The sequence below is a fragment of the Methylobacterium sp. OAE515 genome, assembly GCF_041806315.1.
In the GTDB taxonomy this organism is placed as follows: domain Bacteria; phylum Pseudomonadota; class Alphaproteobacteria; order Rhizobiales; family Beijerinckiaceae; genus Methylobacterium; species Methylobacterium tardum.
Genome location: NZ_JBGMUV010000001.1, coordinates 4651753 through 4665808, shown reverse-complemented (window position 1 = coordinate 4665808; position 14056 = coordinate 4651753). Strand labels below are relative to the sequence as shown.

16 protein-coding genes are annotated in these 14056 nt (G+C 66.5%); 5 read left to right on the top strand and 11 right to left on the bottom strand.

Features of this window, described 5'->3' with window-relative positions; all coding sequences use genetic code 11:
• The first annotated feature begins 76 nt into the window (after nucleotides 1-76).
• Together ABIE45_RS22815 and ABIE45_RS22810 are read left to right on the top strand one after the other, a co-directional pair.
• Nucleotides 77-1675 carry an SUMF1/EgtB/PvdO family nonheme iron enzyme gene (locus ABIE45_RS22815; protein ID WP_192708183.1) on the top strand — a complete coding sequence of 533 codons (1599 nt, stop codon included), beginning with the start codon at nucleotides 77-79 and terminating at the stop codon, nucleotides 1673-1675.
• A 38-nt stretch (nucleotides 1676-1713) separates the two neighbouring features.
• The gene (locus ABIE45_RS22810) at nucleotides 1714-2139 is read left to right on the top strand and encodes a DUF4399 domain-containing protein (RefSeq protein WP_210331754.1); all 426 of its coding nucleotides are present in this window, start codon (nucleotides 1714-1716) and stop codon (nucleotides 2137-2139) included.
• 782 nt (nucleotides 2140-2921) lie between these two features.
• Here the strand turns inward: ABIE45_RS22810 and ABIE45_RS22805 are convergent.
• Nucleotides 2922-3131: a hypothetical protein gene (locus tag ABIE45_RS22805; protein WP_192708185.1), complete on the bottom strand. Its 210-nt coding sequence runs from the start codon at nucleotides 3129-3131 to the stop codon at nucleotides 2922-2924.
• Nucleotides 3132-3289: 158 nt separating this feature from the next.
• Nucleotides 3290-3511 carry a hypothetical protein gene (locus tag ABIE45_RS22800; protein WP_192708186.1) on the bottom strand — a complete coding sequence of 74 codons (222 nt, stop codon included), beginning with the start codon at nucleotides 3509-3511 and terminating at the stop codon, nucleotides 3290-3292.
• 518 nt (nucleotides 3512-4029) lie between these two features.
• Here ABIE45_RS22800 and ABIE45_RS22795 point away from each other — a divergent pair.
• On the top strand, nucleotides 4030-4266 hold the full coding sequence (locus ABIE45_RS22795; RefSeq protein ID WP_192708187.1) for a hypothetical protein: 237 nt from the start codon (nucleotides 4030-4032) through the stop codon (nucleotides 4264-4266).
• A 37-nt stretch (nucleotides 4267-4303) separates the two neighbouring features.
• On the opposite strand, the gene cyoD is transcribed toward ABIE45_RS22795, so the two are convergent.
• The 6 genes from cyoD to ABIE45_RS22765 form a co-directional block, all read right to left on the bottom strand.
• Nucleotides 4304-4756, bottom strand: a complete 453-nt coding sequence (cyoD, locus tag ABIE45_RS22790) for a cytochrome o ubiquinol oxidase subunit IV (RefSeq protein WP_192708188.1) — start codon at nucleotides 4754-4756, stop codon at nucleotides 4304-4306.
• Nucleotides 4753-5436 (bottom strand): cytochrome (ubi)quinol oxidase subunit III, encoded by a 684-nt coding sequence (locus ABIE45_RS22785; protein WP_192708189.1) that lies wholly within the window; start codon nucleotides 5434-5436, stop codon nucleotides 4753-4755. Before ABIE45_RS22785 ends, cyoD begins: the two co-directional genes overlap by 4 nt.
• A complete protein-coding gene (locus tag ABIE45_RS22780) occupies nucleotides 5433-7442 on the bottom strand; it encodes a cbb3-type cytochrome c oxidase subunit I (protein ID WP_192708190.1) in 2010 nt (669 codons plus the stop codon). The genes ABIE45_RS22785 and ABIE45_RS22780 overlap by 4 nt, the downstream gene beginning before the upstream one ends.
• Before the next feature lie 68 nt (nucleotides 7443-7510).
• A complete protein-coding gene (gene cyoA / locus ABIE45_RS22775; protein ID WP_192708191.1) occupies nucleotides 7511-8413 on the bottom strand; it encodes a ubiquinol oxidase subunit II in 903 nt (300 codons plus the stop codon).
• A gap of 656 nt (nucleotides 8414-9069) precedes the next feature.
• A complete protein-coding gene (locus ABIE45_RS22770) occupies nucleotides 9070-9486 on the bottom strand; it encodes a TonB family protein (protein WP_192708192.1) in 417 nt (138 codons plus the stop codon).
• A gap of 80 nt (nucleotides 9487-9566) precedes the next feature.
• Complete coding sequence (locus ABIE45_RS22765; RefSeq protein WP_192708193.1) at nucleotides 9567-10316, bottom strand: sigma-70 family RNA polymerase sigma factor; 750 nt, start codon at nucleotides 10314-10316, stop codon at nucleotides 9567-9569.
• A 296-nt stretch (nucleotides 10317-10612) separates the two neighbouring features.
• On the opposite strand from ABIE45_RS22765, the gene ABIE45_RS22760 reads away from it, so the two are divergent.
• On the top strand, nucleotides 10613-10858 hold the full coding sequence (locus tag ABIE45_RS22760) for a hypothetical protein (RefSeq protein WP_192708194.1): 246 nt from the start codon (nucleotides 10613-10615) through the stop codon (nucleotides 10856-10858).
• Between the two features lie 18 nt (nucleotides 10859-10876).
• Here the strand turns inward: ABIE45_RS22760 and ABIE45_RS22755 are convergent, their stop codons facing one another.
• Nucleotides 10877-11176 (bottom strand): metal-sensitive transcriptional regulator, encoded by a 300-nt coding sequence (locus ABIE45_RS22755; protein WP_373622896.1) that lies wholly within the window; start codon nucleotides 11174-11176, stop codon nucleotides 10877-10879.
• 107 nt (nucleotides 11177-11283) lie between these two features.
• Nucleotides 11284-12141 (bottom strand): manganese catalase family protein, encoded by an 858-nt coding sequence (locus tag ABIE45_RS22750; protein ID WP_192708196.1) that lies wholly within the window; start codon nucleotides 12139-12141, stop codon nucleotides 11284-11286.
• Between the two features lie 611 nt (nucleotides 12142-12752).
• Here ABIE45_RS22750 and ABIE45_RS22745 point away from each other — a divergent pair.
• Nucleotides 12753-13475 (top strand): Crp/Fnr family transcriptional regulator, encoded by a 723-nt coding sequence (locus ABIE45_RS22745; RefSeq protein ID WP_192708197.1) that lies wholly within the window; start codon nucleotides 12753-12755, stop codon nucleotides 13473-13475.
• 28 nt (nucleotides 13476-13503) lie between these two features.
• On the opposite strand, the gene ABIE45_RS22740 is transcribed toward ABIE45_RS22745, so the two are convergent.
• On the bottom strand, nucleotides 13504-13785 hold the full coding sequence (locus ABIE45_RS22740) for a hypothetical protein (RefSeq protein ID WP_192708198.1): 282 nt from the start codon (nucleotides 13783-13785) through the stop codon (nucleotides 13504-13506).
• Between the last annotated feature and the right edge of the window lie 271 nt (nucleotides 13786-14056).

Sequence of the window (14056 nt, the reverse complement as noted above, 5' to 3'; positions counted from 1 at the left end):
GCGCGTCAATAGATTTCATCGAACCGGTTAGGATTTTGGTCTGCGCCATTGCGGGTCGGTCTTGGAGGTTTCCCGCATGCTCAGGGATGCGTCATCTCATTCCGCGGCAAGTACACGCCGGCTCTGCGCGATCATGAGCGCCGATATAGCCGGATACAGCCGCATGATGGGACATGACGAGGAGGGAACACATGCGCGGATGAGTCGGTATCGACGGGACATCGTCGAGCCGACCGTTGTGGAGCACAGCGGCACGATCATCAAACACATGGGCGACGGATTCCTGGCCGTCTTCGACAGCCCGCTCGAAGCGACGCGCTGCGCGATCGTCATTCAACAAACCATTGCCGCCCGCAACGCCGCGGTATCGGACAAATCCAGCTGGCTGCAATATCGCATCGGTATCAATCTTGGCGATATCATATGCGAAGAGCACGATGTCTTCGGAGACGGCGTAAACGTCGCCGCGCGCTTGCAGACCGCGGCAAGACCTGGCGACGTCAACATCTCGGGCGGCGTGTACGAGCAGATCAAGAACAAGCTCGTCTGCGGTTACCAATCTCTCGGCGATGAGCGCCTGAAGAACATCACCGATCCCGTCCGGATCTACCGCGTCCTGCCCGATCCGTCGGCTGTCGTCCGGGCCGAGCACGGGGTCAGGCGCGCCGCCCGGACGCTCATCCCGATCGTCGGCGCCTGCGGGGCGACCTTTGCCATCGGCGTCTGGTTCGCGACCCACAAGATGACCGGCAGCCCTGAGCCGGTCGGCATCGTCATCGGCTCCGGCGAGGTGCCCGCGCCCGAGGCCGCTCCACGGCGTGGGACCAGCACGGCCCAGGTTCCGATCCCCGCGCCCGTGATCGACACGGCGAGACCCGAGATGGCCGCCGCAGCCCCGCCCGCGCCCAGCCCGGAACCCGTACCGGTCGCGTTCGCCGTACCGCCGCCGCCGGCCCAGAAGCCGGAGCCGCCCGCGTCGTCCGGTGCGTTGAAGGACTGCGCCGACTGCCCCGAGATGCTCAAGCTGACCGGCGGGGTCTTCCGGATGGGGGGCTCGTCGGATGCGTCCGAGAAGCCGGTGCATCAGGTCGTCATCGCGCCGTTCGCGCTCAGCCGCCTGCCCGTCACGAAGGCGCAATGGCAGGCCTGTGTCCGCGCGGGTGCCTGCACATACCGGCCGGACGGCCCCGACGACCTGCCGGTGCGCAACGTGAGCTGGAACGACGCCCAGCAATACGTGGCGTGGCTGTCGAAGCTGACGTCCAAGCCGTACCGCCTGCCGAGCGAGGCCGAGTGGGAATATGCAGCGCGGGCCGGGACGGCAACCGCCTACTGGTGGGGCGCACAGATGGTGCCCGGCTTCGCCAACTGTAAGGGTTGCGGCACGCCGCACGACCTGGAGAAGCCGATTCAGATCGGCCTGCTGCCGCCGAATGCCTTCGGGTTGCAGGGCATGGGCGGTGGCGTCGCGGAATGGGTCCAGGATTGCTGGCACAGTAATTACCAGGGTGCCCCGCGCGTCGGAGCCTGGACCTCCCCGAAGTGCCGCGAGCACGTCCTGCGCGGCGGGTCTTGGTTGAGCGAGCCCGCCGATATTCAAGTCAGCAGTCGCGAACACTACGACACCAACGTCCGGTACCCGGCGCACGGGTTCCGGGTCGCTCTGGGCGAGTGAGGAGGCGGGCAGTGAGGACGACACTCCACGGTGTATGCCTGATCGGCATTGTTCTGGCGGCGACGCCCTGCTCGGCCCAGACCCCCGCGCCGGAGGATGCGGAACTCTACTTCATCTCACCGCGCGACGGCGCGAAGCTCAGAGGCCCGATCACGGTCCGCTTCGGCCTGAAGCATATGGGCGTGACCCACGCGGGCGACACGACGCCCAATATGGGCCACCATCATCTTCTGGTTGATGTCACGGAGCCGATCAGCCCAACCGAGCCGCTTCCGTCGAACAAGCGGTACCTCCATTTCGGATCCGGCCAGACCGAAACGCAGGTGGATCTTCCGCCGGGACCGCACACGCTGCAATTGGTCTTGGGAGATGCCAACCACAAACCCTTCCAACCGCTGGTCGCGTCGAAGACCATTCACATCAGGGTTCTGCGGCCGAATACGAGCACCGCAACGAAAAATTAGAGCCCAATTCAGAGTTTGCGATCCCGCCAGATCGGCTTTCGTCGGAACGGCCGCGCGCCAACAGACAGATCAAGTCATTCCAAGCGCGGCGCCGGGCCGCAGACCGGGTTTCTGACTTCTCCATCCCAGGACGGGTGGTGCTTCAGGCCATGATGAAAGCGGCTCACGGTGGAGACCACGTCTCCTGGATGCAGCCCTATGTCTTCAAGGCATCGACAATCGAGCCGGCACAGATCGCGGCCGCAGGCTTTGGTGGCGAACAGAGAGCGTAGGGAAACGGCTATGTGACTCAGCATCGGTGCCTCCCCATCTAGCCAGGGGAGAACGATGCCGCGTCGCGGCCCCGCAAGTCGGTGCTGATCCGCACGTCCGGCGCGGAAGTTTGTGCGTCGGCGTCGTCAATGATCCGCGGTCGATCAATTGATGTCGTGATCTTCTGAAGCGGTCGAGCACATGGCCTGTGGACGTCGGACGGCGCGCAGCGATCTCGCGTCCATCTTGGCCGCCTGTCTTGCAGCATCGGCCGCGACGTGCCCGCCCGGTGGAACTGGCGCTTGCTGAGACCGTCCCGGTGACCCTCAACGCGCGCGCGACCGCGCACCCCGGGCTGAGAGACGCAGGCGCCGGCCACCAGGCGTAGCCAGCACCGATTTCCGCCAGCGGCGAATAGCCGTGCCGTACACGCGATCGGCCAGCTCGGGCGGTTCGGCCGCTTGGTCGTTCGGCCTCGTCGGAGATGATGCCATGGGGCGCTCCGGATACGGGCCGCGGGAAGCCCGGTGCTAGACGCCGAGGGTTTCAGGCTGCTCTGTGCAGGTGAACACGACGTCCCCGGTTCGCTCGCAGGTCACGCTCACGGAGGTCGCACCACTCTGGTCGCGCTGGAGCGGCAGCTGTGCCCTGGCATGGGCGATGGCGGCTTCGAGGTCGCAGGGCCAAAGCTTTGTGGCGCTGACCCGTTTTCCTTTTCGGAAGGTGATCTTGTAGGCCATCGGTTCCTCCATTTTGGCGGAGGATACACCTTCCGTCGAAGAGGACACGCCCGCGGTGGGCATGGCAACGATGCGCCGTCGGCTGGGAGCGCAGACCCGGCGGTATTGGCGTTGCGGGCTTTGAAATCCGCCCGCAACGCGTTCGATCATGGCCTGCCTTACCGGGTCGGCACCGCTGTGGCGACGACCCGCGGGGTGGCCGGGGCGGTCGGAACGAGACGCGGCGTCGTGGTCAGCTCGGAAGCCGGGCGCAGGGTGGCCGTCGAACGGGCCTGCGCCCGATAGAGCGGCGGTGTCAGGCTGATGGTCTCGTCAGCCAGCGCAGGACCGACCAGCGAACCGGCAGCGAGGGTGGCGAGAACGAAGGAGCGAAGGGTCATGATGTGCAATCCTCTCGATGGCCGGTCTCAACCCGGCGTCGAGGCGTTATCTACGCTGCACAGCAACATGATCCAAACAGATGTGATCGATAACCCATATCGATGATGTCAATGATTGTCAGCGTCGAAGACGCACGGAGCGAACGCCATGCGGGACGGGCCGGGGCTCCGCGGCGTTTGCACGTTATGCGTACGATTCTCGTCGGTCTCATCGTCTTGGTCCGGTTCGGTCCGGACATCGCCTACGCGGCAAGCCTGTCGATGACGCCAGTGCCCTCTTCTGTCCGGAGCACCACTTCGGACGAGCTCATCAGCCCGCCCGCTTCCATCCTGGTTAGCCCGGCCCGTCGACCTGAGCCCGCCGCTCCCGCGGCAGGATCAACGGCGAGCGCCGTGATCGGCCGGTTAATGCAAAATTAATTTCCGACTCGGAGAGTCGGGCACACAGTCGCCGGGCTTTACGCTCACGAAGATCGGATGCCCGAATCTGATCTTCTCTCGCGAAAGGAGTCCGAATATTGCTGATTGCGGCCCTCCTTTTCGCGCTGGGCATGGCCGAAGGCTGGAACTACCGGGCGACGGCGCTGATGGCGAGTTCGATGCTCGTCAGCCTGGGCTGGCTGGCCCTCTGGGCGTTCGTCTGGACGACGCTCGATATCGAGAAGATCCTGCTGCTGTTCGCCGACCTCGCCGCGCACCAGGCCGGCTACCTCGTCGGCGCCTATTGGAACGGCGCGACCGACGAGGATCGCTGAGCGCTGGGCCCCCGGCGCCTTTCCATCCGGCCGCGCATCAGTGATGCGTCGGCTGGGTCATCGGCGGCTGGGGTGTCGCCGAGTGCGGCATGGCCGATTTGGGCATGGCCGGCATCATGTTGGAATTCATGTTGCTCATGATCCAGACCGAGCCGCCGACCACCAGCACCACGAACAGCACGCCGAAGGCCAGCGCCATGACATTGTTGGTGTTGTCCGGCCCCGTGGTGATGTGGAGGAAGAACACGAGGTGCACGCCCATCTGCGCGATGGCGAAGACCAGGATCGCCACCGGCACGGCCGGCGCCCAGACGAATTTGGCGTGCACGATCGCGAAGGAGCAGATCGTCAGGAGCGTCGCCAGGGCGAGGCCGATCAGATAGCCCCGGACACCCTTGCCGATATCCTCTTCGCCGTATTCCTCGCCCGGAGCGAGGTCGGCATGGTGCCGGTCGAGACCGTCCGCGCCGGCGTGATCCGCGTGGCTCATGTGATCGACCCCATCAGGTAGACGATGCTGAAGACCCCGACCCAGACGATGTCGAGGGCGTGCCAGAACAGGGCGAAGCACAGGGTCCGGCGCACGATGTCGGACCGGAACCCCTTGGCCAGCACCTGGGCCATCATGGTCAGCAGCCACAGCAGGCCGATCGTGACGTGCAGCCCGTGGCAGCCCACCAGCGTGAAGAAGCTCGATAGGAAGGCGCTGCGGGACGGGACGATGCCCCGGCTGACGAGGTCGTAGAACTCCATCACCTCCAGGGCGACGAAGCCCGCGCCCAGGAGGAAGGTCACCGCCATCGCCACCTGGAAATACAGCATCCGGCGGGCGCCCAGTGCGAGGCTCGCCATGCCGCAAGCGAAGCTCGACAGGAGCAACAGTCCCGTCTCAAGGGCGGTGTTGGTGAGGTCGAAAATCTCGGGGCCCGTCGGCCCGTCCGAGACGCCGCCCTGCAGCACCGCGTAGCTCGCGAAGAACGACGCGAACATCACGATGTCGCTGAGGATGAAGATCCAGAACCCGTAGGCGACGACGATGCGCTTCGGCGAGGGACCTCCGGTCCCGCGGCCGGTGGCCCGGGACTCGCCGTGGCCGTCCCGGCTGTGGCCGAGATGGTTCGGGTCGCCGCGGAACGCGGTGACCGAGCCGGGGGCAGCGGTGCTGGTCATGCGGCCCTCCGCTGCCCGACGCCCTGGAGCGCCTCAAGCCGGGTCGCGCGGTTCGCGCGGTTGACCTTCGCCACCTCGGAGGCCGGGATCTCGTACTCGACCGTGTCGCGCCACGCGAAGACCACGAAGGTCAGGAAGGCGCCGACGAGGCCCGCGGCGGCGAGCCACCAGATGTACCAGATCATCGCGAACCCGATCAGCGTCGCGAAGAAGGCGCAGATGAAGCCGGTCGGTGAGTTGAGCGGCATCTCGATCGGCTCGTAATCCGGCTCGTCGCGCAGGCGCAGCTGCTCGCGGGCGCGGCTCTTGATCGCCCAGTACGCCTCCTCGCCGTGGACCTCCGGCAGGGCCGCGAAGTTGAAGACCGGGGGCGGCGAGGCGGTCGCCCATTCCAGCGAGCGGCCGTCCCAGGGGTCGCCGGTGACGTCGCGCAGTTCCTCGCGGCGGCGGATCGAGACCACGAGCTGGATCACCTGGCAGACGACGCCCGCGATCATCACCACGGCGCCGAAGGCCGAGACCAGGATCCAGGGCCGCCAGTCGGCCACGTCGTAGTGCTGCATCCGGCGCGTCATGCCGAGGAGCCCCAGCCAGTAGAACGCCCCGAAGACGATGACGAAGCCCGTGATGCCGAACCAGAAAGCGGCCTTGCCCCACCACTCGTCGAGCCGGAAGCCGAAGGCCTTCGGGAACCAGTAGGTGTAGCCGGCGAACGCCGCGAACAGCACGGCCGAGACCATGACGTTGTGGAAGTGGGCCACCAGGAACATGCTGTTGTGGAGCACGAAGTCGGCCGGCGGGATCGCGAGCAGCACGCCGGTGGCGCCACCGACCACGAAGGTCACCATGAAGCCCAGCGACCACAGCATCGCGGTGGTGAGCCGGACCCGGCCGCCATACATGGTGAACAGCCAGTCGAAGATCTTCACGCCGGTGGGCACCGCGATGATCATCGACGTGATGGCGAAGACGCCGTTGACGTCGCCGCCCGGGCCCATGGTGAAGAAGTGGTGCAGCCACACCGTGAACGAGAGCAGGCAGATCGACATCGTCGCCAGCACCATCGACCGGTAGGCGAAGAGCGGCTTGCCCGAGAACGTCGAGATCACTTCCGAGAACACCCCGTAGGCCGGCAGCGCCAGGATGTAGACCTCCGGGTGCCCCCAGGCCCAGAACAGGTTCATGAACATCATCGAATTCCCGCCGTGGGAATCCGTGAAGAAGTGGAAGCCGAGATAGCGGTCGAGCGACAGCATCGCGAGCGTCGCGGTCAGGATCGGGAAGGCCGCGACGATCAGCAGGCTGGAGGCCAGCGCGGTCCAGCAGAACATCGGCATGCGCAGGTAGCTCATGCCGGGGGCGCGCATTTTCAGGATGGTCGCGACGAAGTTCACCCCGGTCATCAGCGTGCCGACACCGGAGATCTGGATCGCCCAGAGATAGTAATCGACGCCGACACCGGGCGAGTAGGTGATCTCGCTGAGCGGCGGCGCCGGCCACCACCCGGTGCGGGCGAACTCGCCCACGACCAGCGAGACGTTGACCAGCAGCGCCCCCGAGGCGGTGAGCCAGAAGCTGACGGAGTTGAGCGTCGGGAACGCCACGTCGCGCACGCCGAGCTGGAGCGGGACCGCGAAGTTCATCAACCCGATCATGAACGGCATCGCGCCGAAGAAGATCATGATCACGCCGTGGGCGGAGAAGATCTGGTCGTAGTGCTCGGGCGGGAGATAGCCGGCGGCCTTGTAGGCGAAGGCCTGCTGGGACCGCATCAGCAGCGCGTCCGAGAAGCCCCGGATCAGCATCACCAGCGCGAGGAGGCAGTACATGACGCCGATCCGCTTGTGATCGACGCTCGTGATCCACTCCCGCCAGAGATAGGGCAGGTGGCCGGCCAGCACGATCCAGGCGACCACCCCGAGGACGATGGCCACGACCACCGCCCCCGCGATCAGCGGGATCGGCTGGTGGAGCGGGATCGCTTCGAGGGTGAGCTTACCCAGCATGGAGTGATGTCCTCGGGTCTGGAACCGCTGCCGGTCGGGGAGGGGGCTCGGACAGGAGCCGCCCCTGATCAGGATCCGCCTTTGGGCCGCACGCCCTCGACGCCGCCCGCGGCCGGGCCCGGCCCCGGGGGGACGGTCTGCGCGACGATGCCGTCGAACAGGCCCGGCTCGACGGAGCCGAAGCTGCGCGGCGCATCGGCGATGCTCTGCTTGGCGACCTCCGCGTAGGCCGCCCGGTCGAGGGCCTTCCCCGAGCCCTTCGCGCCGTTGACCCAGTCGGCGAAGGCCGCGTCGGAGACCGACCGCACCGGGAAGTTCATGTCGGAGAAGCCGTCGCCGCTGAAATGCGTCGACAGGCCGTAGAGCTCGCCCTCCTGGTCGGCCATGAGGTTGAGCCGCGTGACCATGCCCCGCATCGTGTAGATCATGCTGCCGAGCTTCGGCACGAAGAACGAATTCCAGACGCTGCTGGAGGTCAGCCGGAAATTGACCGGCGTGGCGGCCGGCACGACCAGCTCGTTGACGCTGGCCACGCCCTGATCGGGGTAGATGAACAGCCACTTCCAATCGAGCGAGACGACCTGCACCTCCAGGGGCTTCTTGTCGGAGGCGAGCGGCGTGGCCGGGTCGAGCTGGTGCGCGCCGATCCACGCAATGCCGCCCAGGAACGCGATGGTCAGGAACGGCACCGACCAGACGACGAGCTCGATCCGACCCGAGAAGGCCCAGTCGGGCCGGTAGAGCGCCTTCGGGTTGGATTCCCGGTACCAGAGCGCGAACACCACCGTGGCGATCATCGTCGGTAGGATGATCGCCAGCATGATGACCGTGGCGATGATCAGGATGTTCGCCTCGGCCGACCCGACGGGACCTTTCCCGTCGAGGATGTTGTGCTGCTGGCACCCGGAGAGCAGGGGCAAGGCTGCGGCGAGAAGCACCGCGCGGAGTGGAAGGCCGGGACGACGGCGCATCGTGCCGTCAGGCGGCCGGAGGGCGGACGGCGCGCGAACGCACGGGTCGAAGAGTGCTCATTCGAAGCCTCCGGTCGGTCTCTGCCCCGATAGACCAAACCCGAAGTACATCAGCGGGTTTCGTCCTAAAATAACATCATTTGTCCTGCAGCGATGTTTTTTCTTAACATAGATTGCCTCTGCTCATTCCTGATCTTATCCGCGGCCAGGAATGCTTTCATGCGGCAAATACTAACATGAACGAAGGCAAGGCTGCCGGGAACGCGCGAACGTCGCGACCTGTCCGCCATCGCGTTCGTGCCGCATGCAGCCGTCCCGTCGCCCGGCCGAGATCCCGGCCCGATCCGCGAAGAGCGCCGCAGAAGGCGGCGTCTCGGGATGCCGCACGTGACCGGGCAGGGCAGCGCGCTGCTGCTGGCGGCCTGCTTCACGTTCGGCTGCGCGGCGATCTACGAGATGCGCGCCTGGGCCCAGGCCCTGACCGGCATCCTGATCCGCGTGGCTTTCTACCTCGGGTCCATCATGGTCGTCGTCGCGCTCCCGCGCTGGCCCGGGCAGCCCGCAAGGCAACCGGTCCCTCCGACAAACGCGGCAGCCCTGCCGCTGGAACGACGGCCGGTCCCGGTCGTCCGGGGAGCCGAGCGGCTGCCGGACGCTCAGCGGCCGAGATCGACCGGGACACTGAGGTCAGCGACGCCCGCCCCGCCGAGCAGCGCGGCCGGCGGCGGAGCCAGCGGGCCGGCGCCCTGAACCAAGCCTGCGGCCTTGCCCTGCACAGCCCCCTGGACGGCGCGGAGCGCCCGCCGATCGAGGTCCGGCACGCCGGAACTCCGCTCGATCTCGATCCGCTGCAGTGACCCGTCCGCGGCGATCTCCACGTGAACCACCACGGTACCGGCCCGCCGGCCCGATCGTGGCCGGGCGCCAGCGCGGTCCACGGCATCGATCCGCGTGATGAGGTCCGAGAGCCAGGCGCGCACCCTCGGGCCCTCAGCCCCGCGCGCCGGCGCGGCCCAGGGAACCAGAAGCAGACCGACCGCGACGATTCCCGGGGCGAGCATTCGTGACGGCATAGGGACGGCGCTCCGGGCGCGTGGCGACCGGCCCGACACGCGCCGGCCGGCCTCTCGCGCTCCCGGTTAGCCGAGTGCGCTCAGGAAACCGTTACCGCTTTCCGGCCCTTCGGCCCGGCCGCGGCCAGCATGACGTCGTCGCTGCCGACCTCCAGGCCGGTGTAGCCGAGCATCTCGGCGAGTTGTGTCCGAGCGCGCCAGACGCGGCTCTTCACCGTGCCGATCCGGCAATTCATCACGGCCGCCGTCTCTTCGTAGGTGAGGTTCTCGATCGCCACGAGAACCAGGGCCTGCCGCATCAACGGCGCGAGGCGGTCGAGGGCGGTGCGCACGTCGCTCAAGTCCAGGTGGCCGCCCTGCTCGGGCAGCGACACCATCCGCTCGGCCTGCGTGCCATCCTCGTCCTGCACCTCGCGGCCGCGCTTGCGGTGCTCGTTGTAGAACTGGTTGCGCATGATCGTGAACAGCCACGCCTCCAGGTTGGTGCCCGGAGCGAAGCTGGCGCGCGACCGCCACGCCCGCAGAAGCGTGTTCTGCAGGAGGTCGTCGGCCCCGACATGGTTGCGCAGCAGCGAGCGCGCGAAGCGCTGGAGGTTCGGCACCATGGCGAGCAGGGAGGTCTGAAACTCCTTCTCGCGACCGTCCTGCGCCTTGCCGAACGCGGCATCGAGCAGCGTCAGGAGTTCGGCGAAGCGGTCCGCGATGGAAGGCTCGACCGAATCCTGCGCGTAGGTCGCCGCCAGAAGATGGCCGAGGTGATACTGCACGCTGTCGGGGAGCCGGGGCGCCTGCGTGTCGATTGTATCACCGTCGAGCGAGAGTTCGAGCATGACAGCCGATCACCTGAGAGGGATGAAAGAGCGGGTTCGGTTATTAATCCCCAGGCACCGGCATGTTGCCGCAACATAGATCAGCGGATGGGCAGATCATAAGACTGATCTATGATACAAAGCATGATCAACGCGACAGATATGCGGAGCGGGACAACGTCTTTGATGAGAGAATTTCCAATCCAAATCTGGCCGCCGCCACGCCGAGTCTGCGGCAACGCACGGAAGATCCTCGCGACTGCGAGATCCGAGCCGCGCCGCCGCCTTTACCTGGACCGCAGCTCAGGACGACACCCATGAACCGACTGACCGACCTCGAAGACGATCCGGCGTTCCAGCAGGCCGTCCTGGCCGTGCGCGGAGCGGCCAGCACGCTCAGCGGCCGAGCCGTGACCGTGGAGGAGGCCCGCTTCCTCGTCGGCATCGCGCTGACCACCTTCGCCCATGCCGGCGGCCTGAACGAGCCGAGCCGGAGCCGGCTGGCCCGCTTCTCCGAGACGGTCGGGCAGGGCGCCGTCGTCGAGACGCTCACGAAGCACTGAGCCCGAGCCGTCCGATGCCTAGCCGGCCTCCGCCATGGCGGCGCGCAGGACGCGCTCGAGGTCCGCCATCACCGCCGCCCGATCCGCCGCGTGAAGCGCGAGATCGAGCCCCACCGTCACGTGCTGACCGATGATCAGGAGGCCGACTTCGCGCAGCGCGGCCGTCGCGGCCCGGATCTGCTGGATCTCGTCGAGACAGTGCCGATCCGCCTCGACCATCGCTCGCAGGCCGCGCACTTGGCCCTCGATCCGCCCCAGCCGCCGAACCAGCGGAGCGCGCTCCGCGTCCGTTCGGGCGAGGCAGACACGACCATCGATGACTGTACCGCTTGTCACCGCTCTGCGCCTCCCTGTTCCGACCCGGTGTCAGGCCCTGGGAACGGACGGTGCTCCGAAGGATCGTCCGCCTCCGGAGCACCGCGCCGTCAGCCGATCTGCTCGGACTGGGCCCCGCTGTCGGGCCGTGCCGGGCCGAGCACCGGCTCCTCGCCCATGGGCTGGTTCTGGACCACGCTGAACTCGCCCTTGCCGTCGAGGGACGGGCCCTGCGTCCAGCGGCCGGCCGGGGGCGGCGAGCCGTCCGCCGACGTCGAGAAGAAGTTATAATTGAACTTCTGGTTCTCCTCGCTCTGCGGGAAGGAGTTCGGGATCGGCAGCGTGCCGGCGTGCCCCCCGAGTTCCTCGATCACCGACAGCCATTGCTGCTGGTGCATCGTGTCCCGGGCGATGAGGAAGCTCCACATGTCGCGCATGCCGGCATCGTTGGTGGCGTTGTAGAGCCGGACCGCGAGGACGCGGCCGGTGCTCTCGGCGGCGACGTTGCAGTACATGTCGGCCGCGATGTTGCCGCTGGCGTAGATGTGGCTCATGTCGAAGGGCAGGCCGTCGGAATTACCCGGGAAGGCCGCCATGCCGGCCGACAGCAGCGTCTTGTGCAGCATGCCTTCGGCGATGTGTCGCGGATTCTCGCCGCCCATCACGGCGCCGACGATGGCGTCGGCGGCCCCGGCCTCCTGCACCTTGGTGGGGGCGTTCTCCAGATTCATCGCCACCGCGGTCGCGAGCATCTCGATATGCCCGAGCTCCTCGGTCGCGGTGTTGAGCAGCATATCCCGGTACTTCGTGGTCGGAGCGCGGTTGCCCCAGGCCTGGAAGAAGTACTGCATGCAGACCCGGATCTCGCCCTCGATCCCGCCAATCGCCTGCTGGAGCATCCGGGCATAGATCGGGTCCGGGCTGTCGACCTTGACCGGGTACTGAAGTCGCTTGTCGTGATAATACATGGTGTCTGTCCCTCGCGAGAGGCACGGCGCGCCCTAGCTCACCGCACGATCGGCCGCAGGCTCGGTACTCCCTGGGAGCATAAGCCTTCGCATCCTGACCAACCCGGCTTCAGGACCTCGGTTCGATGTTCCAACACATTTGGAACGATCAAGACGCCCACGATCCGATTTTTCGCTGTTGAATCAGGCTACAACGGCTAAAAATATTTTCTGCAGCTGCGCTTGATCGTCGAAATGCGGCACCAACACATGTTAATGTACCTCAACGCAGGTTAGCATTTTGCGGGTGCAGCGCCCTCACCATGCAGAAGCTTGACGTGCGGACGGTCGAGCCGGCCGCGAAGACGCTCCCGGGCGGATCGATCCGCGCAATCCGACCCGCATGCTAGCGCTTACCAGCCCCGCACCACCGTCAAGCTTGGCATGTATTCGACGTGCGGCAATACGACGTTGACCGGCATTCGCCGTCTGTACGCTAGCGTACACTTTGTATAATCTAGGATCCGCCGTTACCCGGAATACAGCGAGCGAACTTATACTTGAAAATGCACCATCTTATAATACGCGCCTAATCCGCGGTCGGCGCGGGGCCAACGGCTTGGAGTGCATTGATGCTCACCGTCCAGATCGCCGATTTGGCAGCTCTCCTGGAGACCCGCCCGCTCACCCCGGACGGCTTCGCGAAAGCCTTCGATCTGGCCGTGCGCGAGCGCTCGATCCCGAAGCAGCACGACCTGCTGCTGCCCGGTGCCGAGCCGGAAGTCGCGCACCTGCTGCTGGCCGGTCACGCCTGCCGCTATCGCATGCTGCGGGACGGCCGCAGGCAGATCACCGCCATCCTGGTTCCGGGCGACCTCTGCGACCTGGGTGCGATCCTCGCGAGCCGCGCGGATTACGCGGTCAACACGCTCACCCGCTGCACGGTCGGCGAGATCCCGATCGCGCGGCTTTCCGCCCGCGACAGCCCGGACCTCGCCGCAGCCTTGGGCCGCCGCCTGCGGCGCGACGAGGCCATCGCCCGCGAATGGATCGTCAGCCTGGGCCGGCGCGTCGGTATCGAGCGGATGGCGCATCTGCTCTGCGAGCTGCGCTGGCGGCTGGCGACCGTCGGCCTGGTCACCGACGACAGTTTCGAGATGCGGATCACGCAGAACGATTTTGCGGACGCGCTCGGGCTGACGTCGGTGCACGTCAACCGCGTGCTGAAATACCTGCGTGACAGCCAGCTGATCCACCTGAAGAGCGGACGGCTCACGCTCCTCGACCGTCCGCGGCTGGAACGGCTCGCGCAGTTCGATCCGGCCTATCTGGAGATCTGGTCCGATTCCCTTTGAGTCTGCCCGTCGTCCGGGCCGCGCGCGATCAGAGGTACCCGGTCCGGCGGGCGAGCATCATCCCGAAGGCGAGGCAGGCGGCCAAGCTGACGGCCAGCATGGCGACGTTCGTCCAGAACCGCACGGGCCGGCTGGAGCCATCGAGCCCGCTGGCGCGCAGGCGCACCCACGGTACGTAGAGGTAGAGGGCGGTCAGGGTCAGGATCAGGAAGGCCAGGGTGGCGAACCGGCCGGTGACCACAGCGGCGCCGGCGAGGATGGCCCATCCGATGACGAGGCCCAGCATCGTGATCAGGGCTGTCGAATTCACGTCCGCACGATCCCTTCAGCGCATGGATTCGGCAGGGCGGCCGCAGCGGAAACTCAGACTGCGACGAGCTCCCTCACGGAACACATAGCATCAGCGAACCGGCTACAAGATCGGAGAGAGTGCTGGTGCTGCGAGAGAGGATTGAACTCTCGACCTCTTCATTACCAAAAGGGTGTGCCGGGTCAACTTCTGGCTTCGTTTGCACCATGATCGTGATCCGTTCCGCCCGCTCCACGCTCTTGAACCCCGGTTTTTGGGTCCGCAGGTTCAC